We start from the raw sequence: 25,273 nt of genomic DNA, 5'->3' as shown, positions 1-25,273 counted from the left end.
TCATCCTCGCGAGGCTGGGACTACGAAATCGAGACTTTGTCTATCGATTTCTGTCCCACCGCCATTTTTATTTACGTAACTTCAATGAATACCAAGGAGCAAGCCAGGAAGCTAGCCGCAGGTTACTCAAAACCTAGTTTTAAGGCTAACATGGTTTGAAAAGATTTTAAAGACTATTACAAGATAAGGGTTGGCCCGTAGAGACTTAACTTGGTCTTGACTTGGTCAAAGTGGAAGCGGTCATAGGCTCTCCAAGCGGCGCGAGTAGGAGCGTCTGGATTGAGAGCACTGAGGCCCATGAGAAGACTGGAAGTTTGGTAAAATTTTTCCAGCTCAATCAAGAATCGATTATCCACTGTCTCAGCTTTAGAGAGAAAGCAGAGGATATTGTCCAGTTGCTCCTGGAAACGGACATCGTCAGTTGTTGCCTGTTTGCAGACTTGGTAGGCTTTGTTTAACTCAGTTATCAGTGTCTGAGCTCTTTTGATTGGGTCTGTTTCTGTCATGAGAATTCCTCCTTTGTGATGGTTTTAAAGTTGTTTTAAGCCTTTGTCTTTCTAATCATAGCCTATCACTTTTTACTCTTTTTTTATCTACAAATCTTTAATTGTCATTGAAATTTCCTGAATGGTAATAGCGGGATTTTATGATAAAATAGTTGTAAGGTTATCATGGTTATTTAGTAAAAAATTCAACACTTTAGGAATTTTTGAGGACCGTTTAGGATTTGGTGAAAATTAGTTGCTAGACTTATGGTATCCTCTCTTCAGGAGGTTTTATCCATGAACTATATCATCATCCAAAAAGAGAAAGAAATTTTCAAATTAAACATAAAGGATATCTACTACATCCAAACGCATCCAAGTAAAGCCCATACCGTGCAGATTGTTACAGAATACGCTAGCTTTGATCTGTTTCAAAATTTAAGCAAGCTTGAGAAACAATATGGGGAAACCTTAACGAGATGTCATCGGAATTGTCTGGTCAACCTTGAACGAGTAAAATCCATGGAACTCCAATCAAAGACTCTTTTTCTTGGAGAAGAAGGTCGATATGCTGTTCAGTATTCCAGACGTCGTTATAGAGAAATTCGCCAAAAATGGTTGAAAGAAGGAGAGTAAGAAGATGAGAATTTTTGTTTTAGAAGATGATTTTTCCCAACAAGCAAGAATTGAAACGACGATTGAAAAACTTTTGAAAAAACAGAGTATCATTCCCAGTTCTTTTGAAGTTTTTGGCAAGCCAGACCAACTGCTGGCAGAGGTGCATGAGAAGGGGGCGCATCAGCTTTTCTTTTTGGACATTGAGATTCGAAACGAAGAGATGAAGGGTCTGGAAGTGGCTAGAAAGATTCGGGATCGGGATCCTTATGCCCTGATTGTCTTTGTGACGACTCACTCAGAGTTTATGCCCCTGTCTTTTCGCTACCAAGTTTCAGCTTTGGACTACATTGATAAGGCCTTGTCGGCAGAGGAGTTTGAATCTCGTATCGAGACAGCCCTCCTCTATGCCAATAGTCAAGATAGTAAAAGTCTGGCGGACGATTGCTTTTACTTTAAATCAAAATTTGCTCAATTCCAGTATCCTTTTAAAGAGGTTTACTATCTCGAAACATCCCCAAGACCCCATCGTGTTATCCTCTATACCAAGACAGACAGACTGGAATTTACAGCGAGTTTAGAGGAGGTTTTCAAGCAGGAACCCCGTCTCTTGCAGTGCCATCGCTCTTTTCTCATCAATCCTGCCAATGTAGTTCGTTTGGATAAGAAAGAAAAACTGCTTTACTTTCCCAATGGTGGAAGTTGCCTGATCGCGCGTTATAAGATCAGGGAAGTGTCTGAGGCTATCAATAACTTACACTGAGTGAGGAGAATTTATGTATATTTTTTGGATGATATTGTATTCACTAGCTATTATTGGGCTAGAAATTATCATGTTCTTTAAGGTAGATGGAATTAGTCTCACTTTCGATAGAATTTTTAAGGCCTTTCTTCTAAAATTTCTTCTAGCAGCAATTGTTACAACTTTTAATTATTTAGTCTTGGCTGACTATCTGTCATACTTTATAGAACCCTTGTTCGGCCTCAGCTTGTCTTTCTTATTGTTAAGAGGGCTTTCTAAAAGACTCCTTTTCTTTTATGGTCTCTTTCCAATTGTATTGATGGATATCTTTTACAGAAGTCTCTCCTATTTTGTGTTTCCGTTTTTTGGGAAAGGGATTGTAGATGGAGATGGAAATCTTGTCTTTTTGTTGATTATGATATTCGTTTACTCCATAGTATTAGTCTTTTTGAAATGGTTGGACTATGATTTCACTAGCTTGAGAAAGGAGATTCTCGATAAAAGTTTTCAAAAGTCCCTGACTACGATTAACTGGATAATGGGGGCTTACTTTCTAGTTATGGAAAGTCTGTCTTACTTTGAATATGCATACGATATCCAATCAAAGACTGTTCGCCATCTCATCCTAGTCTTTTACCTGCTCTTTTTTATGGGGATTATCAAGAAATTGGATACCTATTTGAAGGACAAACTCCATGAGAGACTGGACCAAGAGCAGGCCTTGCGCTACAGAGATATGGAACGTTATAGTCGGCATATAGAGGAACTTTACAAGGAAGTCCGGAGCTTTCGCCATGACTACACCAACCTCTTGACCAGTTTACGTCTGGGCATTGAAGAGGAGGATATGGAGCAGATAAAAGAGGTCTACGACTCGGTCTTAAAGGATTCCAGTGAGAAATTACATGACAATAAATATGACCTTGGTCGATTGGTAAATATTCGTGATAAAGCCCTCAAAAGTCTTCTAGCAGGGAAATTTCTAAAAGCTAGGGATAAGAAGATTATCTTTAATGTCGAAGTTCCTGAGGAGATTCAGGTCGAGGGGATGAGCTTGCTTGATTTTCTGACTATTGTGTCTATCCTTTGTGACAATGCTATTGAAGCTAGTGTAGAGGCTAGTCAACCTCATGTTTCAATTGCCTTTTTAAAAAATGGAGCACAGGAGACCTTTATCATTGAAAACTCCATCAAAGAAGAGAGCATCAATATTTCTGAAATCTTCTCCTTTGGAGCAAGTTCTAAAGGGGAGGAGAGAGGGGTTGGTCTCTATACCGTCATGAAGATTGTGGAAAGTTATCCCAATGCCAGTCTCAATACCACCTGTCAAGATCAAGTCTTTCGTCAGGTTTTGGCGCTTCATTTGCTGTCAAGTTCTGATTAGAGAATGTGTGAACAAGAGGACCTTGGCATTTTAGGTTGAAAAACATTGCAACTATTTATCCTTATCCAGCCTGACTTTTTATAATATACGAGGAAAAATAAATGAACCAGAAATCTTATTTTATAGCTTGTTCTGTACTGATCATCCTATCCAATCTTCTCATGTTTTCTCTAGTCAATGAGGGAGAAGGTACAGGAGCTAATCTGATTATAATTGTTGCAACTTGTGTCTTGCTACCAGCCTTTCTACATGCAGTTGAAAATCAGCAGACATCATTGGTTAGGGCAGAATCTTTGCTCCTCATTCAGATGGCAGTGGTGTCCTTAGTCCGTCTCATCAGCCGAATAGAGAGGACACCTGAAATCCTACATACAGGCCTCACCCTTCTAGTTTTAGCAAGCTGGGTAGCCTTTATCCTCTTAGCTATCATGAGAATGTATCAGAAAAAAGGGAAGCAAAGATGAGTGCGTTTTGATTTGTTACGTTTTATTAGGGCAAGCATATTTTCCGTGCTTGCTTTTTTCATTTTTTCTACAATTTAGGAGGTTTTGATGACCATTTATGATTTGGCGAAATTAAGGTCAAAAGGAGTGCTATACTAGCAGTGTAAAGGATATAGCTCAACTAAAATAAAGCACACATTTAGGAGGAAATTTTATGAAGAAAAAAATACTTGTCATTTTCACCTTGTATCTAATCATGTCTCCTCTTGGGGATAGTAATTGGTATCATTTATTTTATACCATTGCCTATCTGATTGCAGTTATGATCTATTTTGCTTTAATGAGAAAGAAAGGAGCAAAGAAATGAAAACTTTTCTTGCTAAAAAACGGAACATCTTCCTTGCGAGATTGTTCCTAGGTCAATTACCTGTACTGATCTCTACTTATTTATTTCTCTCTCGTCAGTTTTTACATTTTTCCTTGGTTTTCCAATTGCTTCTAGTGATTATCAACTTGGCTTCTATTTTGGTGATTGTTTACCTCACTAGAGAAATGAGAGTGAGAAAGTTTGAAGATGATGAGTTGGTCAATCCTAGAACCAATCAACTCATGTTCATCGGATTGACAGGTTTTATGTCTATTATCGGTTTGTATAGAGGTATGACGGCGGCAGAATCCTATCAACAACTGATTGGTTATATTGCTTCTGTTCTCTGCTTAATCATCATGCTGCTGCTCATTTGGGGCTTGAAGTATTATAAAAAGTAAGATAAAAAAAGAACTTACAGGCAGTGTTTTCAGACTGCTGGTCTTTTTTAAGAGAAATTCTTGTAATTTAAGAGTTTTTGACGACCGTTTAAGATTTGGATGCAAAACCTAAAAAAGCAGTGCTATACTGAGTGTGTAAAAGTTACAAGGATACCAATGCTAAACTGAAATAAAGGAGTGATTCTTATGGCGAAAAAAATAGTTACGATTGTCATCTTGTATGTAATCATGCAAACCTGTCTTTATCCGCTTAGAGGAAATGAGTGGTATTATGTAATGGATGCACTAGCATACTTTGCTTCGGTTTATATCTTCATTCAGTTCAATAAAAAAATGGAGAAAAAGCCACTTTGAATCTTGAACATAGAAGTTTTATAGGTCTAGAATGGATCATTTTCTATTATCTATTTGGAGGTTTGGTGCTGGGCTTTGCTTATAAAAAGACTCAAAATCTATCGGTGCCTATTTTAGTCCATATTTGTTACAATTGTTTATCATTCTTCTAGTAGTTGACAATGGTTAAATTTACAAAGGCAGATCAAGCATGGTCAGTTAGCATCATAGTGACTATAGAACTGACCTAGTAGATGTGAAATCAATAGATGGAGGAATCCTATGAAAAAGTATGTGTATTTTTTAGATTGCTTTGCCCGAGTTGTAATAATATTGCTATCTCTTGTTCTTTGTATAAGAGTACTCATGATTTCAACTGAACTCTGGAGACATGTTCTTGTACTGGTAAGTACTCCTGTTACGATCTATAGTCTGCTAAAACATAGACCAGGCAAGAAGAATATAAAAACTCTGTGAGAGTCTTAAAAGAAAGATTAAAAAGATGCAAGCAAAATATAAAAATCAAATAGTAGAAGTTTGGGAAATTGGTAAAGATACTCCTAAACCAGGTTGGGTAGAAGACGCATTGCAAAAGAATTACATAGTATGGCTAGACAATCATGTTCGAATTTTAATGGCAGGGCTTCAGTCTTCCCTTGTAACCAATCTCAAAATTGGACTAGTCGGAACGGCAGGAGGAGGTTTTGCTGGTTATAGTATGTATGTCCTTGGCTATCCAGGAGATTATCTTGACCTCACAAATCATAGAGTGGTATCTGCCACAACTTTTCAGCGAGACTATCAAGTATTATAAAATGATTAGGTAGAAAAAAGATGTTGGTCTATCATTTTGAAAAGAATTGACTGCCTAGATGATGAAAAATATAAAGTTTTTAACAGCAACAAAAGTATACAAGGGTAGATGTATTGGCTTATCAAAGTCATGGTGATAGCTACCGAGACTGAATGATAGAGGATTAATACTCAATGAAAATCAAAGAGCAAACTAGGAAGCTAGCCGCAAGCTGTACTTGAGTACGGTAAGGCGACGCTGACGTAGTTTGAATTTGATTTTCGAAGAGTATAAATGATAATTGGTGGCAGCTACGATAGCAAAGCTATTAGGGAGTTTCTATGAAAAAATATTCTATTCTTTTCAAAACGAGTGCAGTCCTTTCTTATTTATTTTTGTTTTTCGGATTGTTTTGGACAACCCAATTTTGGAGAAATTATTGGGAGTTCTCGTCTTGGGTAGGAAATGTCATCTGGATTCGAAACATCATCAGCATTCTCTTTATCGGCCTGATGGTTTGGATTTTGATCAGGTTGGGTCATGCTTATCTCTTTTGTATCCCTAGGAAAAAGTGGCTGAGTTATTCTGTTCTGACGGTGTTAACAGCTGTCGTACTTATCTGCTTTAACTATCTGACAGCTAAACACGTTCAGGGGACAAACGAAGGTTGGAATTTATTTATTGCCTATAGTGAGACCAATTTTGCAGAGTTCGGAGTTTACCTAACCTTAATAGTACTAGGGCCTCTGATGGAAGAATTGGTATGTAGGGGACTGCTTCAACATGCCTTCTTTAAGAATTCAAGATGGGGACTGGATATTCTATTTCCGTCGATTTTGTTCGCCTTACCTCATTTTTCAAGCTTTCCTAGTCTACTAGACCTTCTGGTTTATACAGCAGTTGGGTGTATATTTGGTTATTTGACACGCTATACCAAGACTATCTATCCTTCTTATACGATTCATATCATCAATAATATCATCGCAAACTTACCATTTTTGCTCACTTTTCTACATAGGGTCTTGGGGTAAAAAAACCAAAGGCTTTCTTTTCAGCCATAGAGGAGGTCATCATGTATAAACACTTATTTTTCTTAGATTCAAAAACCTTAGACTGGTTGACGCCCTATATTCTAGACTTGGCTTCTGACACCATTGCCTTTAATGTTTTTGTGCTAACCTTTGTATCTGTGGTGGTTTTTTATTTCCTGAATCCCATGTTAGCTTTAATAGCTATATTCTTAGGGGCTGGCTATGTGGTCGGATTTTGGTTGTTAAAATGGTTTGTTTTGGAAAGGCTAGAACTAAAGGATGACTTGTAGGAAGTCTGTTTGTTGAGGAGGATAATTTGATGGAGTTTTTTGATAAATTTCATGCCTTTTGTTTTGGATTTTTAGTACTAATAATCGTCATTACAGTCCCTTATACGATTAACCATGGAGATTTTTTTCAAAATGAATCTGCATTGATTATTGTAAGTCTCCTAGTAACCTCGCTGAGTGTTGCTTATGCTAGAAAGTTTGAAATGATTTCTTTTGGGATGTTAAGTAAGAAACAAGTTTTGCTGTTCATTGGAATCTTTATTCTAAGTGTGTTTGAGACGCTAGTTTATATTCGTTTCTTCGCTGTTTCTTCTGGCGCAGGAGTTCAACACTTAGCGGAAGTCAGCAAAGGAATTTCTCTGTCTTTGATTTTGACTACCTCAGTTTTTGGACCAATCCAGGAGGAACTCATTTTCAGGGGACTTCTTCAGGGGGCTATATTTGAAAATTCTTGGTTAGGACTTGTTCTAACTTCCTCTCTTTTTTCTTTCATGCATGGACCTTCTAATGTCCCTTCGTTTATTTTTTATCTACTTGGGGGCTTGTTGCTGGGCTTTGCTTATAAAAAGAGCCAAAACCTATGGGTTTCTACTCTAGTCCATATGTTTTACAACAGTTGGCCACTCTTATTTTATTTATAAAAATCATGAAAGGTAAGTAGGAGATTGTGCTTACCTTTTTCTTTCTATAATGATAACCCAAACCACCCCAGAGGCTTTTATTTGAGAATCAGGTCTGGACTGGTTGACGAATAAGCTAAAAACTAGTAGAATAGTAAGGAAACTTTATACGGAGGAAAGAAATGGACTTGGGTGATATTGAGCTAACGCTGACCCCTATACCTGGGAAAAGCGGAAAAGCTTATATGGGAAGCTACCCTGATGGGAAGCGCGTCTTTATTAAAATGAACACCTCTCCAATCCTACCTGGTTTAGCCAAGGAACAAATCGCTCCTCAATTATTATGGACTCGCCGTTTATCGGATGGGCGTGATATGTGTGCCCAAGAATGGTTGAATGGTAAAATTTTGACCCCTTATGATATGAATCGCAAGCAGATTATCAATATTTTGAGCCGCTTGCATCGTTCGCGTCCTTTGATGACGCAATTGACTCGTTTGGGCTATTCTTTAGAAACACCTTTTGACTTGCTTCAGGCTTGGTTAAAAGATGCTCCAGAATCCTTGAAGAACAATCAATATCTAAGAATGGTAGTAGAGGATTTGCGAGGAAGTTTGCCAAACTTTAGGGAAGATTATGCAACGATCGTTCATGGAGATGTACGACATAGTAATTGGATTGAGACAGAGAGCGGTCTTGTTTATTTAGTGGATTGGGATTCCGTTCGCTTAACGGATCGCATGTTTGATGTAGCGCATATGCTATGTCACTATATTCCAGACTATCAGTGGAAAGAGTGGTTGACTTATTACGGTTACAAATACAACCAAACAGTCATCAACAAACTATTTTGGTATGCTCAGTTATCCTTCTTGAGCCAGATTGCCAAATATTATACAAATGAAGATCTAGAAAATGTCAATCGGGAGATTTATGCCTTGCGCATCTTCCGTGACAAGTATGGAAAGAAGAGATGAGAGTTAGAAATCGTAAAGGGGCAACAGAATTACTAGAGGCTAATCCTCAGTATGTTGTCTTAAATCCTTTAGAAGCCAAAGGAAAATGGCGAGACCTCTTTGGAAATGACAATCCTATCCATGTTGAGGTTGGTAGTGGTAAGGGTGCTTTTGTGACAGGTATGGCCAAGCAAAACCCTAATATCAACTATATCGGGATTGATATTCAAAAGTCTGTTTTGAGTTATGCCTTGGACAAGGTTTTGGAAATCTCTGTACCCAATATTAAGTTGTTGTGGGTTGATGGTTCTGATTTGACCGACTACTTTGAAGATGGTGAGATTGATCGCTTGTACCTAAACTTTTCAGATCCGTGGCCTAAAAAGCGCCATGAAAAGCGTCGTCTAACCTATAAGAGTTTCTTGGATACCTTCAAGCGTATCTTGCCTGAACACGGTGAGATTCATTTCAAGACAGATAACCGTGGCTTATTTGAATATAGCCTAGTGAGTTTTTCTCAATACGGCATGAAGCTCAATGGCGTTTGGTTGGATTTGCACGCCAGCGACTTTGAAGGCAATGTCATGACAGAATATGAAGAAAAATTCTCAAGTAAGGGTCAGGTCATCTATCGAGTTGAGGCAGAATTTTAAGAAAAAGCTTAAAATCAAGCCTTCTGAGTGCTTATACTTTACATAAGTAGTCAAAAGTGCTATACTGTAAGTAAGAATATGAGAAAGTGAGGCGGGGAAATATCTTCGCCTCTTGCTTATGAGGAGGTGGACGCAATCGCAACTATCGTAGAATTAGTCAGAGAAGTCGTAGAACCTGTCATTGAAGCTCCCTTTGAACTCGTGGATATCGAGTACGGAAAGATTGGCAGTGACATGATTCTTAGTATTTTTGTAGATAAACCAGAGGGAATTACCTTGAACGACACAGCGGACTTGACAGAGATTATCAGTCCTGTCCTAGATACTATCAAGCCAGATCCCTTCCCAGAACAATATTTCCTAGAAATCACCAGCCCAGGCTTGGAACGTCCTTTGAAAACCAAGGAAGCAGTCGCTGGAGCGGTTGGGAAATACATCCATGTTGGACTTTACCAAGCCATCGATAAGCAAAAGGTCTTTGAAGGAACCTTGCTAACCTTTGAAGAGGATGAGTTGACTATGGAATATATGGACAAGACACGTAAGAAAACGGTCCAAATCCCATACAGTTTGGTGTCAAAAGCACGTTTAGCAGTAAAATTATAGTAAAAGAAAGGAAGCTTTTGAAGATTCAAAAGTGAATAGAAGATGAGTAAAGAAATGCTAGAGGCCTTCCGCATTTTGGAAGAAGACAAGGGAATCAAAAAAGAAGACATCATTGATGCAGTGGTGGAATCACTTCGTTCAGCCTATCGCAGACGCTATGGTCAATCAGACAGCGTAGCCATTGATTTCAACGAAAAGACAGGTGACTTTACAGTTTATACTGTTCGTGAAGTAGTTGATGAAGTATTTGATAGCCGTTTGGAAATCAGCTTAAAAGATGCTCTTGCCATTAACTCAGCTTACGAGCTTGGGGACAAGATTAAATTTGAAGAAGCACCAGGTGAGTTTGGTCGTGTAGCAGCTCAATCTGCCAAACAAACCATCATGGAAAAAATGCGCAAGCAAACACGTGCCATTACCTACAATACTTACAAAGAGCATGAGCAAGAAATCATGTCTGGTACGGTAGAACGTTTTGACAATCGCTTTATCTATGTCAACCTTGGCAGCATCGAAGCACAATTGTCAAAACAAGACCAAATCCCTGGAGAAGTTTTTGCTTCTCATGATCGTATTGAAGTCTATGTTTACAAGGTTGAAGACAACCCTCGTGGTGTGAACGTCTTTGTGAGCCGTAGCCATCCAGAAATGATCAAACGTTTGATGGAACAAGAAATTCCTGAGGTCTATGACGGAACTGTTGAGATTATGAGCGTGGCTCGTGAAGCTGGCGACCGTACTAAGGTTGCAGTTCGTAGCCACAATCCAAACGTGGATGCTATTGGTACAATCGTTGGACGTGGTGGTGCTAACATCAAGAAAATTACTAGCAAATTCCACCCAGCTCGCTACGATGCTAAGAGCGATCGTATGGTTCCAATCGAAGAAAACATCGATGTTATCGAGTGGGTAGCAGATCCAGCTGAATTTATCTACAATGCCATTGCTCCTGCAGAAGTTGATCAAGTTATCTTTGATGAAAACGACAGCAAACGTGCCTTGGTCGTTGTGCCAGATAACAAGCTTTCTCTTGCGATCGGTCGTCGTGGACAAAACGTTCGTTTGGCAGCTCATTTGACAGGATATCGTATCGATATCAAGTCTGCAAGTGAGTTTGAAGCCATGGAAGCAGCAGAAGAAGCTGACCAGGTAGAAACAGACGAATTGGTAGAAGAATAAAAGCTGATCAGAGGAGGGAAGGATGAAAACTAGAAAAATCCCTTTGCGCAAGTCTGTTGTTTCCAACCAAGTGATTGATAAACGCGATTTACTCCGTATTGTCAAGAACAAAGAAGGACAGGTCTTTATCGACCCGACAGGCAAGGCTAATGGTCGTGGCGCTTATATCAAGCTAGACAATGCAGAAGCCCTTGAGGCCAAAAAGAAAAAAGTCTTTAACCGTAGCTTTAACATAGAAGTCGAAGAAAGCTTTTATGACGAGTTGATCGCCTATGTTGATCACAAAGTAAAAAGAAGAGAGTTAGGACTTGAATAAGCAAAAAATTACCAATCTCTTGGGACTTGCTCAAAGAGCAGGGAAAATCATCTCGGGTGAAGAAATGGTTGTCAAGGCCATTCAAGACCAGAAAGTAAAGCTAGTATTTCTAGCTCATGATGCTGGTCCCAACTTGACCAAGAAGATTCAGGATAAAAGTCATTATTATCAAGTAGAAGTTATTACCGTGTTTTCAACACTGGAATTAAGCATAGCAGTCGGAAAATCAAGAAAGGTTTTGGCTGTGACAGATGCTGGATTTACAAAGAAAATGAGGTCTCTTATGGAATAGAAGAGGAGGACATGATTTGTCTAAGAAAAGATTGTACGAAATCGCAAAAGAACTTGGAAAAGAAAGTAAGGAAGTTGTAGCGCGTGCAAAAGAGTTGGGCTTGGATGTGAAAAGCCACTCATCAAGTGTGGAAGAAGCTGTCGCTGCAAAAATCGCTGCCAGCTTTAAGTCTGCTGCTCCGAAAGTAGAAGCAAAACCTGCAGAACCAAAAGCAAGTACAGAAAAGAAAGCCGAAAAATCTGAGCCAGCTAAACCAGCTGTAGCTAAGGAAGAGGCAAAACCAGCAGCAGCTGTTGCCCCTAAAGAGGAAAAAGTGGCACCAGCAAAACCGCAGAGTCGAAACTTTAAGGCTGAGCGTGAAGCACGTGCAAAAGAGCAGGCTGAACGACGCAAGCAAAATAAGGGCAATAACCGTGACCACCAACAAAATGGAAATCGTCAAAAAAATGATGACCGTAATGGTGGTAAACAAGGTCAAGGCAATCGCGACAATCGTCGCTTTAATGACCAAGCTAAGAAACAGCAAGGTCAGCAAAATCGTGGAAATGATCGCCGCAAGCAAGAGGACAAACGTCCAAATCAAGCAGGACCACGTATTGACTTTAAAGCCCGTGCAGCTGCTCTAAAGGCAGAGCAAAATGCAGAATATGCTCGTTCAAGTGAGGAACGCTTCAAGCAAACTCAAGCAGCTAAAGAAGCCTTGGCTCAAGCAAACAAACGCAAGGAGCCTGAAGAAATCTTTGAAGAAGCTGCTAAATTGGCTGAACAAGTACAGCAAGTTCAACCAGTAGTTGAAGTAGCTCCTGCAGCTAAAGAACCTGTAGTGGATACACGTCGTAAGAAACAAGCCCGACCAGACAAAGAACGTGATGATTTCGATCACGAAGAAGATGGTCCTAGAAAACAACAAAAGAATCGAAGTAGTCAAAATCAAGTGAGAAATCAAAGAAATAGTAACTGGAACAATAACAAAAAGAATAAAAAAGGCAATAACAAAAATAACCGTAATCAGGCACCAAAACCTGTTACAGAGCGTAAGTTCCATGAATTGCCAACAGAATTTGAATATACAGATGGTATGACCGTCGCGGAAATTGCAAAACGTATCAAGCGCGAACCAGCTGAGATTGTTAAGAAACTCTTCATGATGGGCGTGATGGCGACACAAAACCAATCCTTAGACGGTGAAACAATCGAACTCCTCATGGTCGATTACGGTATTGATGCGAAACAAAAGGTTGAAGTGGACAATGCTGATATCGAACGTTTCTTCGCTGAAGATGGTTATCTCAATGAAGATGAACTCGTAGAGCGTCCACCAGTTGTTACCATCATGGGACACGTTGACCATGGTAAGACAACACTCCTAGATACCCTTCGTAACTCTCGTGTTGCGACAGGTGAAGCAGGTGGAATCACTCAGCATATCGGTGCCTACCAAATCGTTGAAAATGGCAAGAAGATTACCTTCCTTGATACACCAGGACACGCGGCCTTTACATCTATGCGTGCGCGTGGTGCATCTGTTACCGATATTACTATCTTGGTCGTAGCGGCAGATGATGGGGTTATGCCACAGACTATCGAAGCCATCAACCACTCAAAAGCAGCTAATGTTCCAATCATCGTAGCTATCAATAAAATCGATAAACCAGGTGCCAACCCAGAACGTGTGATCGGTGAATTGGCTGAACATGGTGTTATGTCAACTGCCTGGGGTGGAGATTCTGAGTTTGTAGAAATCTCAGCCAAGTTCAACCAAAATATCGATGAACTCTTGGAAACTGTCCTTCTTGTGGCTGAAATCCAAGAACTCAAAGCAGACCCAACAGTTCGTGCCATCGGTACTGTTATCGAAGCTCGTTTGGATAAAGGTAAAGGTGCGGTTGCAACCCTCCTTGTTCAACAAGGTACTTTGAACGTTCAAGATCCAATCGTTGTCGGAAATACCTTCGGACGTGTCCGTGCCATGACCAACGACCTTGGACGTCGTGTGAAGGTTGCAGGACCATCAACACCAGTATCGATCACTGGTTTGAACGAAGCGCCAATGGCGGGTGACCACTTTGCCGTTTACGAAGATGAAAAATCAGCTCGTGCAGCTGGTGAAGAACGTGCTAAACGTGCTCTTATGAAGCAACGTCAAGCTACACAACGTGTCAGCCTTGAAAATCTCTTTGATACCCTTAAAGCTGGCGAACTCAAGTCAGTTAACGTCATTATCAAAGCAGACGTACAAGGTTCTGTTGAAGCACTTTCTGCCTCACTTCAAAAAATTGATGTTGAGGGCGTGAAAGTTACTATCGTCCATGCAGCTGTCGGTGCCATCAACGAATCTGACGTGACTCTTGCCGAGGCTTCAAATGCCTTTATCGTTGGTTTCAACGTACGCCCTACACCACAAGCTCGTCAACAAGCAGAAGCTGACGATGTAGAAATCCGTCTCCACAGCATCATCTACAAGGTGATCGAAGAGATGGAAGAAGCTATGAAAGGGATGCTTGACCCAGAATTTAAAGAAAAAGTTATCGGTGAAGCGATCATCCGAGAAACCTTCAAGGTATCTAAAGTGGGAACAATCGGAGGATTCATGGTTACCAGTGGTAAAGTTACCCGTGACTCTAAAGTCCGTGTTATCCGTGATGGTGTTGTTATTTACGATGGCGCTCTAGCTAGTTTGAAACACTATAAAGATGACGTTAAAGAAGTTACAAACGGCCGTGAAGGTGGTCTCATGATTGATGGCTACAATGATCTTAAGATGGATGATGTGATTGAAGCTTATATCATGGAAGAAATCAAACGATAATAGAGAAACGATAGCTCATTTGACTCGTCGTCAACAGCGCCTTGATGAACCCGTAGTTCTATCTAAGGCTTGTTTCCTAGATTCAAATGGCTCTAGTTCCTCTATCTACTAGGCAAAGCTAGGTCTGCTGGCCTAGCTTTTGGTTCAATTGAGAGAAAGGAAAAAAGCATGGCAAATCATTTCCGTACGGATCGTGTAGGCATGGAAATCAAGCGTGAAGTCAATGAGATTTTACAAAAGAAAGTCCGTGATCCTCGTGTCCAAGGAGTGACCATCACAGATGTTCAGATGCTAGGTGACTTGTCTGTAGCTAAGGTTTACTACACCATTTTGAGTAATCTTGCTTCGGATAACCAAAAAGCTCAAATCGGGCTTGAAAAAGCAACCGGAACTATCAAACGTGAGCTTGGTCACAATTTGAAATTGTACAAAATTCCAGACTTAACTTTCGTCAAAGATGAATCCATCGAATATGGAAACAAGATTGACGAGATGTTACGCAATCTGGATAAAAACTAAGTAGAAAGAGGGGCAACCCTCTTTTTTGTGTGGAAAATAGGTGGAATTTAAAATGGAAAAATATTCTTTTAAAAATGGGATTCTGTATTTATAAAATGTTTGCTGATTAGAAAATGCTTTTTTTTTTTTAGGAAATATGATATGATAATTTTATAAATAAAAGGAGATTCTATTAATGAATAATGTAAAAAAAGTTTGTGGTTTAGCTTTACTATGTCTTTCCGTTTCTACTCTAGTTGCTTGTAGTTCTCTTTCTGAAAAAACAAGTAGCTCTTCTAGTGATAATCAAACAGAAGCTTCATCTAATAGTTCTGAAAAGAAAGGGTTGTTTGCCAAAGCAAAAGATAAATTTAGTTCAAGTGACTTTAATCCACAAGATGTCAGTGATGAGACCATTGAATCTATCCAGACTTATGAAGATTATTTGACTATGTATGAGAAAATTGTTGATAATTACTATACCGAGGCAGATGAAGCCTTTAAGGGAACTGCTTTAGAAGATAGTGCTTCTATCCAAGAATTAAAAGATAGTACTAAAAAAGAAATGGAAGAACAGAAAAAACAATATGGTCCATTGAAGAAAGCACCTATTCAAGGAAAAGAGGAAATAATTCAGTTTTTAAAGGAATATCGTGATTCTCTACACGAACAAGTAGAACAGTGGAAAGCTAGTCTTTAATAAGAAGAATGGAGTTTGGGATGGACTATCAATTGTTACCTCATGAATACATGGTTATGAATAGTGATCATGTGAGTTTTGGGAAAAATGGTTTGTCTACAGATGAATTAATTTTAACAAATCTACACTTAATACATATTAAAAAAGGTATTTTTGGAGGAAAAAAAGATCAAACTACTATACCAATTAACCAAATTAAGATTTTTGAGGGGAAACCACAAGTTTCAGTTACGAAATCCAATGGTATGAAAAGATTAGAAATCTATTATAATGGTGGACAAGTTATCTTCTCATTCTCTAATACTAAGGATACTGAAAAGTGGGCAACGAATATTATTAAATTAATCTCTGGTGATACAAGCAACTTTGCAACCTTGGGTGATAATAGCTTATTTGGTGCAGAAATTTTAGCAGAGACTCTAAAAGATACGTTTGATACTTTCAAAGCAGGTCTGGGTATTAAGGAGGCAGAACCAGAGAAACTATCTACTAAATGCAGTTTTTGTGGAGCTCCTCTGTCTGGAACCGTGAAACAAACTGTCAAATGTAGTTTTTGCGATATGGAACAGACTTTGTAGGAGATGTAATATGGGAATAATTAAAGTATTTACAGATTCAATTAATGGAACTTTTGCAGATCAATGGAAGGAGATTATTACAGTTCAGGCTTTTGATGAACATACAGCTGTAAGTCCGGGTGTTCTTCAAGTCAGTAATAATGGTAGAGGAGTTAATAGTCAGGGTTCTATAGGTGTCATTTCAAATGGGTCTAAGATATTTATTCCTGAAAATACTGCTGCTTTTATTTTTAGTCAGTCTGGAATAGAAGAAATTATCACTGAACCAGGTGGATATGAATATCAAAATGGGGAGAGTAGTGTTTTTAATGGTGATGGGATAAAAAAATCACTGTTTGATAATGTTGTTAATCGTGTTGGATTTGGCGGACAAAGTGATCAGCAAAAACAGATTTGTTTTGTCAATTTGAGAGAAATTCGCGATATTAGGTTTGGTACTCGTGGTCCGGTTATGTATAACGACTTGTTTTATGGAACAGACTTAGAAGTACGTGCTTTTGGAACTTTTTCTATTCAAATTACGGACGCTATCAAGTTTGTAAAAAATTTCCTTCCTGCAAATGTAACCTACTATAGTTTTGATAGTGCTCAAGCAAGGGCTCAGATAGTCACGGAATTTCTTCAATCCTTTACCGTTGCCCTTAATTCGTTATCAACAACTTATCGTATCTCGCAGCTACCATCACAAGCATCAGTACTTGCAAAACAAGTATCGAATGATGAACAGTATGCTGGTACTTGGAAAGATCGTTTTGGGTTTGAGATTATAAAAGTTGCGATTGCTAATATAGAATTCTCACCAGAATCTAAGGAATTAGTTAAGAACTTTTCATCAAATAAGATGAATTTAAAGGCCTTTGATGATGTATCGCAGAAAGCTTCTAATATTGCTGCACAACAAAAAGTCGCATCAGGGATCGAACAACATGGGCTAGGAGATGGTGCGGGGATGATTTTTGGTATGAATATGGCACAACAGTTAGATGAAAAAGCAACTAAACCAAGTTTATCTTTTGATGAGCAAATCGAAGCTCTTACTAAACTCAAATCACTTTTAGATGCAGATATATTATCTCAGGAAGAGTTTGATCGAAAGAAAAAAGAAATTATGGATTTATAAGATGAAGCTCGAAAGTTCATAGTTAGTGTGTATTCAAGGAACATTTTAGGTGAAACAATAATAGACTATCGTTCACAGATAGAATATCATGTTGTAAAGGTAGGAGTTGAATATTCTAGCTGTCTCTACAAAGACTATTAAAAATCTTTAACAAATAAGTTGCTAAGGATTTTTTGAAAATTTTTGAGGGGGATTTGAAACATACTTTAAAAGAGTATGCTATCATAGAATATAACTTACAGAAGTAAAAGGAGTTTGTATATGGCTGAACAAGATTTAGCGATGCAAGTATTGGAACAAGTGGTAAAACTACCTGTTGTTAAGGTTGATCGTTCGAAATTTTTAGTGGATAAGTTTTCCAAAGAATTGGATCCACAGGACATTCCTACCTTATTAGAACAAGGCCCAACGTCTCTCTTATCTCAAGAAACCTTAGATCGAGTGGCTAATGCCTGCATTAGGGATAATGTTTTATTGGCGAGTGGAACTTCTGTTGTTGCAGGATTACCAGGTGGACTTGCCATGGCAATTACCATACCAGCGGATGTAGCTCAATTTTATGCTTTTTCTTTAAAATTAGCTCAAGAACTAGGCTATATTTATGGATATGAGGATCTTTGGGCTTCACGCGATGAGTTGAGTGAAGATGCTCAAAATACCCTCTTGCTTTATCTAGGTGTTATGTTGGGGGTGAATGGAACCGCTGCTTTGCTACGTGCAGGTGGTATAACAATTGCCAAACAGGTAATGAAAACAGTACCTAATAAAGCTTTAACAAAGACGCTTTGGTACCCTATTTTGAAAAAAGTTTTAAAAATATTTGGTGTGAATCTTACTAAGGGAGGGTTGGCCAAAGGAATGGGGAAATTCATACCTATCTTGGGAGGTATCATTTCAGGTGGTTTAACCTTTGCAACTATGAAACCGATGGGTGAAAGCTTGCAGAAAGAATTGTCTAAACTAGTCAACTATAGTGAAGTTCAATATCAAGAAGATGTTGAAACAATCCGAAAAGAGGCTGAAATAATCGAGGGTGAGTGAGATGAATCCTATCAAAGCTTTTACTAAAATTTATGGTAATTACTTTTTGACCATGCAAGGTGTAAAAGTAATGAGAACGATAAAGAAAGATGACAATATTGTTGTCGCTCTAGGAAAATTTTTTATTGCAGACAAGTTAATGGATACGGCTCGGTGGCTCATCAAGCCAGAGGAGAGAGAATGAAATTTTTCTGGGCAATTCTTGCTATTCTTTTTATCAAACCGATTATTGGAATTGTAAAATTCTTTTGGATGATTATCTATTTTGCAATCCAATTGCTGTTTTACAAGCTATTATTTAAACTATTGGATTGGCTCTTTAAACTTATTTAGGCCGTAATTCAAGTCTCAGAGAACTAGTAAGTCTTGTACTGCTAGTTTTTTAATCTCTTTCCATATGGTATAATATAAGCAGTAAAATCATTTTAGAGCATATAATGGAGGTCGTCATGGACAATATCATCGATGTGTCAATTCCTGTTGCAGAAGTGGTGGACAAGCATCCAGAAGTTTTAGATATCCTAGTAGAACTCGGTTTTAAACCTCTTGCAAATCCTTTGATGCGAAATACAGTCGGACGAAAAGTATCGCTCAAACAGGGGTCTAAGCTGGAGGGAACTCCTATGGATAAGATTGTGCGCACACTTGAAGCAAATGGTTACGAAGTGATCGGGTTAGACTAATGACAGATGAACGTATTCATATCCTGCGAGATATTTTATTAGAATTGCATAATGGAGCCTCTCCGGAGTCCGTTCAGGAACGATTTGATGCGACCTTTACAGGTGTATCTGCTATTGAGATTTCACTTATGGAGCACGAGTTGATGAACTCGGACTCAGGCGTTACCTTTGAAGATGTCATGGAGCTCTGTGATGTTCATGCCAATCTCTTTAAAAATGCTGTTAAGGGTGTCGAAGTTGAGGACACCGATCATCCTGGTCACCCTGTGCGTGTCTTTAAGGATGAAAATTTAGCCCTCCGTGCTGCCTTGATTCGTGTTCGAAGATTGTTAGACACATATGAGTCTATGGAAGACGAGGAAATGCTTGCAGAGATGCGTAAGGGGTTGGTTCGTCAGATGGGGCTTGTAGGTCAGTTCGACCGTCACTACCAGCGCAAGGAAGAACTCTTCTTTCCTATCATGGAGCGTTATGGACATGATTCGCCTCCAAAAGTCATGTGGGGAGTCGATGACCAGATTAGGGAACTCTATCAAACAGCCTTAGTGGCAACTAAGTCGCTCCCAGAAGTGCCAATTTCCGCCGTAAAGGAAGCTTTTGAAGCTTTTGCGACAGAGTTTGAAAGTATGATTTTCAAGGAAGAGTCCATCCTCCTCATGATTCTGCTCGAATCCTTCACCCAGGATGACTGGATTCAGATTGCTGAGGAAAGTGATGCCTATGGATATGCTATTATCCGTCCGTCTGAGAAATGGATTCCTGAACGTCAAAGTTTTGTTGAGAAGAAAAGTGTAGAAGAACCAACTCAGTCAGAAACTGTAGATGGACAGGTTCAACAAGTGATTGATACGCCAGAAGGTCAGTTTACTATCACCTTTACACCTAAGGAAAAGGAAGCAGTGATGGACCGAAATAGTCAGCAGACTTTTGGCAATGGTTATCTATCAGTTGAGCAGGCAAATCTTATCCTTAATCATCTTCCTATGGAGATTACCTTTGTTAATAAGGATGATATCTTCCAGTATTATAACGATAATACGCCAGCAGATGAAATGATTTTCAAGCGAACACCGTCTCAGGTTGGACGAAATGTCGAACTATGCCATCCACCAAAATATTTGGAGAAAGTCAAAGCGATTATGCAAGGTCTTCGTGAAGGGAAAAAAGACAAGTACGAGATGTGGTTCAAGTCAGAATCACGTGGAAAGTTTGTCCATGTCACTTACGCAGCTGTTCATGATCAAGCAGGAGAGTTTCAAGGAGTCTTGGAATATGTTCAGGACATCCAACCCTACCGTGAGATTGATACAGACTTTTACCGTGGATTAGAATAAGGAGAAAAAATGAGTTACGAGCAAGAATTTATGAAGGAATTTGAAACCTGGGTTAATACCCAGATTATGATCAACAATATGGCTCTTAAGGAAAGTCAAAAGGTCTATGAAGAAGATCAAGATGAGCGCGCTAAAGATGCCATGATTCGCTACGAGAGTCGCTTGGATGCCTACCAGTTCTTACTAGGTAAATTTGAAAACTTCAAGGCAGGTAAGGAATTCCATGATTTACCAGAAGGTTTGTTTGGCGAGAGAAATTATTAATTTTTAGAGATTAGAAAGGGGAGTGGGACTCCCTTTTTCATTGTTCCTTGAGCCTTTTTGTGTTACAATGTTAGCATGAAAACGAAAAATATTATTAAAACAGGTTTAGTCGTGGCAGGGCTTGGAGCACTTGCCTTTGGTGCTAAGAAAGTAGCTGATGATCACAAACTCATGAAGACGCAGGAAGAGTTAACTGCTATTGTGCGTGACTACTTTTCAGAAATGGGTGAGATTGGGACTCTCTATGTCCAAGTGTACGAAAGTAGTTTAGAACGTCTTGTTGGTGGTGTTATTTTTGAAGATGGGCGACATTATACCTTTGTCTATGAAGATGAAAATTTACAATATGAAAAGGAAGTCCTATGATTATTCCAAATAGCTTAGAAGAAATAGCAAGTTTAGTTGAAGCAGAGGGGAAAAAAGCCTTTCTCTTTGTGGCCGACTGGTGTGGCGATTGTCGCTATATCTATCCAGCTCTGCCAGAGATTGAAGAGACCAATCCAGAGTTTATCTTTATACGAGTAGACCGAGATGAGTACATGGAACTTGCAAAACTATGGGATGTATATGGGATTCCAAGTCTTGTTGTATTAGATAAGGACAAGGAGATTGGACGCTTTGTTAATCGTGACCGTAAAAGCAAGGAACAAATCAACGATTTTTTAGCAGGACTGAAATAGGAGAAAAGAGAAATAATGATTTTTACATATAACAAAGAACATGTCGGTGATGTCCTTATGGTCATCGTGAAAAATAGCGGAGATGCCAAACTAGATGTGGAGCGCAAAGGCAAGGTAGCGCGAGTTTTCCTCAAAGAAAGTGGAGAAACGGTTGCTTGGAATATTTTCGAAGTTTCCAGTTTGTTTGAAATTGCAGAGCGTGGTCAAGTCTTTTTAACAGATGAGAAAGTCGCTCGTTTGAACCAAGAATTGCAGGTAGAAGGTTTTACAGAAGAAATTGTTAATGATAAGGAACCTAAGTTCGTCGTCGGTGAAATTGTCGAGATGGTAGCTCATCCAGATAGTGACCACCTCAACATCTGCCAAGTTGCAGTCGCAAGTGACAAGACAGTGAAAATTGTTGCAGGGGCACCAAATGCGCGTGTCGGTCTGAAAACCATTGTCGCTCTTCCTGGAGCTATGATGCCAAAAGGAAATCTCATTTTCCCAGGCGAACTTCGTGGTGAAAAGAGTTTTGGTATGATGTGTAGCCCTCGTGAATTGCACCTGCCAAATGCTCCGCAAAAACGTGGTGTTATCGAATTATCAGAAGACCAAGTTGTCGGAACTCCATTTGACCCAGCGAAGCACTGGACTGCTTAGGAACTTGTCAGTATCTGAATACACCAGATAGAAGGAAATAAGATGGCAAAAAATGTTGTGATTACAGGAGCGACCTCAGGAATCGGTGAAGCGATTGCGCGTGCTTATCTGGAGCAGGGTGAGAATGTCGTTCTAACTGGACGACGGACAGACAGACTAGAAGCCCTTAAGTCGGAGTTTGCAGAAGCCTTCCTAAATCAAACTGTCTGGACCTTCCCACTAGATGTCACGGATATGACCATGGTAAAGACTGTCTGCTCTGATATTCTAGAAACGATAGGTCAGATTGATATTCTGATCAACAATGCCGGACTGGCTCTAGGTTTAGCACCTTATCAGGACTATGAAGAGTTGGATATGTTGACCATGCTGGATACTAATATCAAAGGTTTGATGGCAGTCACTCGCTGTTTCTTGCCAGCAATGGTAAAAGCCAATCAAGGACATATCATCAATATGGGGTCAACCGCAGGAATTTATGCCTATGCGGGTGCCGCTGTTTATTCAGCCACCAAGGCAGCGGTTAAGACCTTTTCAGATGGACTGCGAATTGATACTATCGCAACGGATATCAAGGTGACAACCATTCAGCCTGGAATTGTCGAAACAGATTTTTCTACGGTACGTTTTCACGGTGATAAAGAACGGGCTGCGTCCGTTTACCAAGGAATCGAAGCCTTGCAAGCTCAGGATATTGCAGACACAGTAGTCTATGTGACCAGCCAACCTCGCCGTGTGCAGATTACAGATATGACCATAATGGCCAATCAACAGGCGACAGGATTTATGGTTCATAAAAAGTAAAAAATTTCCTCGAAAGTTACAAATTTCTGTAACTTTTTTTGATTTCCTACGAATAGATAAGTAGGAGGAAGAAAATATGTATAATAAAGTTATCATGATTGGGCGTTTAACGTCTACACCAGAATTGCACAAAACCAACAATGACAAGTCGGTAGCGCGAGCAACTATCGCTGTGAACCGTCGTTACAAAGACCAAAACGGGGAACGCGAAGCCGATTTTGTTAATATGGTCCTATGGGGCAGACTAGCAGAAAGCTTGGCAAGCTACGCAACTAAAGGTAGTCTTATCTCTGTGGATGGAGAATTGCGTACTCGTCGCTTTGAGAAAAATGGCCAGATGAACTACGTGACCGAAGTTCTTGCCACAGGATTCCAACTCTTGGAAAGTCGTGCTCAACGTGCCATGCGTGAAAATAATGCAGGACAGGATTTGGCAGATTTGGTTTTGGAAGAGGAGGAACTTCCATTTTAAAATGACAAGAGTTTGAGAGTTTTCTCCAACTCTTTTTATGCTATAAATCAGACTTTTTTCTTGACTATTTTTGACCAAGTGATACAATAGAACTATGGTTTAGCACTCGTATGAAAAGAGTGCTAATAATATGATTGAATTATGGAGGAAAACAGATGTTGAAACCATTAGGAGACCGTGTGGTCTTGAAAATTGAAGAAAAAGAACAAACTGTCGGAGGCTTTGTCCTAGCGGGATCAGCCCAAGAAGAAACGAAAACAGCTACAGTAGTGGCTACTGGACAAGGTGTTCGTACCTTGAGCGGTGAACTAGTCGCTCCAAGTGTAAAGGTTGGAGATCAAGTTTTAGTCGAAGCTCATGCAGGTATCGAGGTCAAAGATGGTGACGAAAAATATATCATCGTGGGTGAAGCTAACATCTTAGCAATCGTTGAAGAATAATAGGAGGAAGTAAGTATGTCAAAAGAAATTAAGTTTTCATCTGATGCACGTTCAGCTATGGTCCGTGGTGTTGATGTCCTAGCTGATACAGTTAAAGTAACCTTGGGGCCTAAAGGACGTAACGTTGTTCTTGAAAAATCATTCGGTTCACCATTGATTACCAACGACGGTGTAACAATCGCTAAAGAAATTGAACTAGAAGACCATTTTGAAAATATGGGTGCCAAATTGGTATCAGAAGTAGCTTCTAAGACTAATGATATCGCTGGTGACGGGACAACTACTGCAACAGTATTGACTCAGGCTATCGTTCGTGAAGGAATCAAAAACGTAACTGCCGGTGCAAATCCAATCGGTATTCGTCGTGGGATTGAAACTGCGGTCGCTGCAGCCGTTGAAGCCTTGAAAAATAATGCCATCCCTGTTGCCAACAAAGAAGCTATCGCTCAGGTCGCTGCAGTATCCTCTCGTTCTGAAAAAGTTGGTGAATACATCTCTGAAGCCATGGAAAAAGTTGGTAAAGACGGAGTTATCACCATTGAAGAATCACGTGGTATGGAAACAGAGCTTGAGGTTGTAGAAGGAATGCAATTTGACCGTGGTTACCTCTCACAATACATGGTCACTGACAATGAAAAAATGGTTGCAGACCTTGAAAATCCATACATTTTAATCACTGACAAGAAAATTTCAAATATCCAAGAAATCTTGCCACTTCTAGAAAGTATCCTCCAAAGTAGCCGTCCGCTCTTGATTATTGCTGATGACGTTGACGGTGAAGCTCTTCCAACTCTTGTTTTGAATAAGATTCGTGGAACTTTCAATGTAGTTGCTGTTAAGGCACCAGGTTTCGGGGACCGTCGTAAAGCAATGTTGGAAGACATCGCAATTTTGACAGGTGGAACTGTTATCACAGAAGATCTTGGGCTTGAGTTAAAAGATGCTACCATAGAAGCTCTTGGTCAAGCAGCTAAAGTGTCTGTAGATAAAGATAGCACAGTCATTGTAGAAGGTGCAGGTAATCCTGAAGCAATTGCTAACCGTGTAGCTGTCATCAAGTCTCAAATCGAAACAACAACTTCAGAATTCGACCGTGAAAAACTCCAAGAACGCTTGGCTAAATTATCAGGTGGAGTAGCAGTTATCAAGGTCGGTGCTGCAACTGAAACTGAATTGAAAGAAATGAAACTCCGCATCGAAGATGCCCTCAATGCGACTCGCGCAGCTGTTGAAGAAGGAATCGTTGCAGGTGGTGGTACTGCCCTTGTTAATGTTATCTCTGCTGTTGCTTCCTTGGAGTTAGAAGGTGATGAAGCGACAGGACGTAGCATTGTACTTCGTGCCTTGGAAGAGCCAGTTCGCCAAATTGCCTACAATGCAGGCTATGAAGGTTCAATCGTTATCGATCGTTTGAAAAATGCAGAGCTTGGAACAGGCTTCAATGCTGCCACAGGTGAGTGGGTCAACATGATTGAAGCAGGAATTATCGATCCTGTTAAGGTTAGCCGTTCAGCCCTTCAGAACGCAGCTTCAGTAGCAAGCTTGATTCTAACAACAGAAGCAGTCGTAGCTAATAAGCCAGAACCTGTAGCACCAGCCCCAGCTATGGATCCATCAATGATGGGTGGTTACTAAGAAATATAGTAAAATGAACCTAAAACAGTACATAATGTGGTATAATCTTCTTATGGCATATTCAATA

At 39.7% G+C, this 25,273-nt stretch carries 35 protein-coding genes and 1 pseudogene; 35 read left to right on the top strand and 1 reads right to left on the bottom strand.

What is annotated here, in order from left to right; all coding sequences use genetic code 11:
* Positions 1-176: 176 nt before the first annotated feature.
* Positions 177-506 carry a hypothetical protein gene (locus ADF68_RS09895; protein WP_049549671.1) on the bottom strand — a complete coding sequence of 110 codons (330 nt, stop codon included), beginning with the start codon at positions 504-506 and terminating at the stop codon, positions 177-179.
* A 276-nt stretch (positions 507-782) separates the two neighbouring features.
* On the opposite strand from ADF68_RS09895, the gene ADF68_RS09890 reads away from it, so the two are divergent.
* From ADF68_RS09890 to groL, 35 genes and pseudogenes are all read left to right on the top strand, one after another.
* A complete protein-coding gene (locus tag ADF68_RS09890) occupies positions 783-1,121 on the top strand; it encodes a LytTR family DNA-binding domain-containing protein (RefSeq protein ID WP_049549670.1) in 339 nt (112 codons plus the stop codon).
* Between the two features lie 4 nt (positions 1,122-1,125).
* Positions 1,126-1,863: a response regulator transcription factor gene (locus tag ADF68_RS09885; RefSeq protein WP_049549669.1), complete on the top strand. Its 738-nt coding sequence runs from the start codon at positions 1,126-1,128 to the stop codon at positions 1,861-1,863.
* Between the two features lie 13 nt (positions 1,864-1,876).
* A complete protein-coding gene (locus ADF68_RS09880; RefSeq protein WP_049549668.1) occupies positions 1,877-3,226 on the top strand; it encodes a sensor histidine kinase in 1,350 nt (449 codons plus the stop codon).
* Between the two features lie 101 nt (positions 3,227-3,327).
* Positions 3,328-3,690 carry a hypothetical protein gene (locus ADF68_RS09875; RefSeq protein ID WP_049549667.1) on the top strand — a complete coding sequence of 121 codons (363 nt, stop codon included), beginning with the start codon at positions 3,328-3,330 and terminating at the stop codon, positions 3,688-3,690.
* A 193-nt stretch (positions 3,691-3,883) separates the two neighbouring features.
* On the top strand, positions 3,884-4,036 hold the full coding sequence (locus ADF68_RS11305; RefSeq protein WP_049549666.1) for a hypothetical protein: 153 nt from the start codon (positions 3,884-3,886) through the stop codon (positions 4,034-4,036).
* Positions 4,033-4,437 carry a hypothetical protein gene (locus tag ADF68_RS09865; protein ID WP_049549665.1) on the top strand — a complete coding sequence of 135 codons (405 nt, stop codon included), beginning with the start codon at positions 4,033-4,035 and terminating at the stop codon, positions 4,435-4,437. The genes ADF68_RS11305 and ADF68_RS09865 overlap by 4 nt, the downstream gene beginning before the upstream one ends.
* 186 nt (positions 4,438-4,623) lie before the next feature.
* A complete protein-coding gene (locus ADF68_RS11115; RefSeq protein WP_161800103.1) occupies positions 4,624-4,791 on the top strand; it encodes a hypothetical protein in 168 nt (55 codons plus the stop codon).
* Between the two features lie 41 nt (positions 4,792-4,832).
* A pseudogene (locus ADF68_RS10715) lies at positions 4,833-4,943 on the top strand (type II CAAX prenyl endopeptidase Rce1 family protein); the annotation flags it as partial.
* Positions 4,944-5,272: 329 nt separating this feature from the next.
* Positions 5,273-5,584, top strand: a complete 312-nt coding sequence (locus tag ADF68_RS09855; RefSeq protein WP_049549663.1) for a hypothetical protein — start codon at positions 5,273-5,275, stop codon at positions 5,582-5,584.
* Between the two features lie 320 nt (positions 5,585-5,904).
* Entirely contained in the window at positions 5,905-6,594 is a 690-nt protein-coding gene (locus ADF68_RS09850) for a CPBP family intramembrane glutamic endopeptidase (protein WP_049549662.1), read from the top strand.
* 41 nt (positions 6,595-6,635) lie between these two features.
* Positions 6,636-6,884 carry an immunity protein BlpZ gene (gene blpZ, locus ADF68_RS09845; protein WP_049549661.1) on the top strand — a complete coding sequence of 83 codons (249 nt, stop codon included), beginning with the start codon at positions 6,636-6,638 and terminating at the stop codon, positions 6,882-6,884.
* Positions 6,885-6,913: 29 nt separating this feature from the next.
* On the top strand, positions 6,914-7,525 hold the full coding sequence (locus ADF68_RS09840) for a CPBP family intramembrane glutamic endopeptidase (RefSeq protein ID WP_049549660.1): 612 nt from the start codon (positions 6,914-6,916) through the stop codon (positions 7,523-7,525).
* A gap of 161 nt (positions 7,526-7,686) precedes the next feature.
* Positions 7,687-8,481, top strand: coding sequence for a cell cycle regulator CcrZ (gene ccrZ, locus ADF68_RS09835; protein ID WP_000362994.1), 795 nt, complete (start codon positions 7,687-7,689; stop codon positions 8,479-8,481).
* Complete coding sequence (trmB, locus tag ADF68_RS09830) at positions 8,478-9,113, top strand: tRNA (guanosine(46)-N7)-methyltransferase TrmB (protein ID WP_049549659.1); 636 nt, start codon at positions 8,478-8,480, stop codon at positions 9,111-9,113. The genes ccrZ and trmB overlap by 4 nt, the downstream gene beginning before the upstream one ends.
* Before the next feature lie 126 nt (positions 9,114-9,239).
* Entirely contained in the window at positions 9,240-9,719 is a 480-nt protein-coding gene (rimP, locus tag ADF68_RS09825; protein ID WP_049549658.1) for a ribosome maturation factor RimP, read from the top strand.
* 42 nt (positions 9,720-9,761) lie between these two features.
* The gene (gene nusA, locus ADF68_RS09820) at positions 9,762-10,898 is read left to right on the top strand and encodes a transcription termination factor NusA (protein ID WP_049504279.1); all 1,137 of its coding nucleotides are present in this window, start codon (positions 9,762-9,764) and stop codon (positions 10,896-10,898) included.
* 22 nt (positions 10,899-10,920) lie between these two features.
* A complete protein-coding gene (gene rnpM / locus ADF68_RS09815; RefSeq protein WP_049549657.1) occupies positions 10,921-11,214 on the top strand; it encodes an RNase P modulator RnpM in 294 nt (97 codons plus the stop codon).
* The gene (locus ADF68_RS09810) at positions 11,207-11,506 is read left to right on the top strand and encodes a YlxQ-related RNA-binding protein (RefSeq protein WP_049549656.1); all 300 of its coding nucleotides are present in this window, start codon (positions 11,207-11,209) and stop codon (positions 11,504-11,506) included. Before rnpM ends, ADF68_RS09810 begins: the two co-directional genes overlap by 8 nt.
* A gap of 16 nt (positions 11,507-11,522) precedes the next feature.
* Positions 11,523-14,315 (top strand): translation initiation factor IF-2, encoded by a 2,793-nt coding sequence (gene infB / locus ADF68_RS09805; protein ID WP_049549655.1) that lies wholly within the window; start codon positions 11,523-11,525, stop codon positions 14,313-14,315.
* 168 nt (positions 14,316-14,483) lie between these two features.
* Positions 14,484-14,834, top strand: a complete 351-nt coding sequence (rbfA, locus tag ADF68_RS09800; RefSeq protein WP_049549654.1) for a 30S ribosome-binding factor RbfA — start codon at positions 14,484-14,486, stop codon at positions 14,832-14,834.
* A 175-nt stretch (positions 14,835-15,009) separates the two neighbouring features.
* On the top strand, positions 15,010-15,513 hold the full coding sequence (locus ADF68_RS09795) for a hypothetical protein (protein ID WP_049549653.1): 504 nt from the start codon (positions 15,010-15,012) through the stop codon (positions 15,511-15,513).
* Between the two features lie 20 nt (positions 15,514-15,533).
* Positions 15,534-16,091, top strand: coding sequence for a hypothetical protein (locus ADF68_RS10710; RefSeq protein ID WP_053090654.1), 558 nt, complete (start codon positions 15,534-15,536; stop codon positions 16,089-16,091).
* Positions 16,092-16,101: 10 nt separating this feature from the next.
* Positions 16,102-17,211, top strand: coding sequence for an SPFH domain-containing protein (locus ADF68_RS09785; protein WP_049549652.1), 1,110 nt, complete (start codon positions 16,102-16,104; stop codon positions 17,209-17,211).
* Positions 17,212-17,472: 261 nt separating this feature from the next.
* On the top strand, positions 17,473-18,252 hold the full coding sequence (locus ADF68_RS09780) for a hypothetical protein (RefSeq protein ID WP_049549651.1): 780 nt from the start codon (positions 17,473-17,475) through the stop codon (positions 18,250-18,252).
* A gap of 1 nt (position 18,253) precedes the next feature.
* Positions 18,254-18,436, top strand: coding sequence for a hypothetical protein (locus ADF68_RS09775; protein ID WP_049549650.1), 183 nt, complete (start codon positions 18,254-18,256; stop codon positions 18,434-18,436).
* A 265-nt stretch (positions 18,437-18,701) separates the two neighbouring features.
* Positions 18,702-18,935 (top strand): DUF1858 domain-containing protein, encoded by a 234-nt coding sequence (locus ADF68_RS09765; RefSeq protein WP_000368732.1) that lies wholly within the window; start codon positions 18,702-18,704, stop codon positions 18,933-18,935.
* On the top strand, positions 18,935-20,269 hold the full coding sequence (locus tag ADF68_RS09760) for a DUF438 domain-containing protein (protein WP_049549648.1): 1,335 nt from the start codon (positions 18,935-18,937) through the stop codon (positions 20,267-20,269). Before ADF68_RS09765 ends, ADF68_RS09760 begins: the two co-directional genes overlap by 1 nt.
* Before the next feature lie 9 nt (positions 20,270-20,278).
* A complete protein-coding gene (locus ADF68_RS09755; protein ID WP_049549647.1) occupies positions 20,279-20,533 on the top strand; it encodes a DUF1912 family protein in 255 nt (84 codons plus the stop codon).
* Between the two features lie 75 nt (positions 20,534-20,608).
* Positions 20,609-20,899, top strand: a complete 291-nt coding sequence (locus tag ADF68_RS09750) for a DUF4651 domain-containing protein (RefSeq protein ID WP_049549646.1) — start codon at positions 20,609-20,611, stop codon at positions 20,897-20,899.
* Positions 20,896-21,213: a thioredoxin family protein gene (locus tag ADF68_RS09745; protein ID WP_049549645.1), complete on the top strand. Its 318-nt coding sequence runs from the start codon at positions 20,896-20,898 to the stop codon at positions 21,211-21,213. Before ADF68_RS09750 ends, ADF68_RS09745 begins: the two co-directional genes overlap by 4 nt.
* Before the next feature lie 15 nt (positions 21,214-21,228).
* On the top strand, positions 21,229-21,855 hold the full coding sequence (ytpR, locus tag ADF68_RS09740) for a YtpR family tRNA-binding protein (protein WP_049549644.1): 627 nt from the start codon (positions 21,229-21,231) through the stop codon (positions 21,853-21,855).
* Positions 21,856-21,897: 42 nt separating this feature from the next.
* Entirely contained in the window at positions 21,898-22,659 is a 762-nt protein-coding gene (locus ADF68_RS09735; protein WP_049549643.1) for an SDR family NAD(P)-dependent oxidoreductase, read from the top strand.
* Positions 22,660-22,735: 76 nt separating this feature from the next.
* Positions 22,736-23,131 carry a single-stranded DNA-binding protein gene (locus tag ADF68_RS09730; RefSeq protein WP_049549642.1) on the top strand — a complete coding sequence of 132 codons (396 nt, stop codon included), beginning with the start codon at positions 22,736-22,738 and terminating at the stop codon, positions 23,129-23,131.
* A 155-nt stretch (positions 23,132-23,286) separates the two neighbouring features.
* Positions 23,287-23,571, top strand: coding sequence for a co-chaperone GroES (gene groES, locus ADF68_RS09725; protein ID WP_049549641.1), 285 nt, complete (start codon positions 23,287-23,289; stop codon positions 23,569-23,571).
* Positions 23,572-23,586: 15 nt separating this feature from the next.
* Complete coding sequence (gene groL / locus ADF68_RS09720; RefSeq protein ID WP_049549640.1) at positions 23,587-25,206, top strand: chaperonin GroEL; 1,620 nt, start codon at positions 23,587-23,589, stop codon at positions 25,204-25,206.
* Positions 25,207-25,273: the final 67 nt, after the last annotated feature.

This window comes from Streptococcus pseudopneumoniae, assembly GCF_001068775.1.
Classification (GTDB): Bacteria; Bacillota; Bacilli; order Lactobacillales; family Streptococcaceae; genus Streptococcus; species Streptococcus pseudopneumoniae_N.
This window is presented reverse-complemented; position numbering and strand designations above follow the sequence as displayed.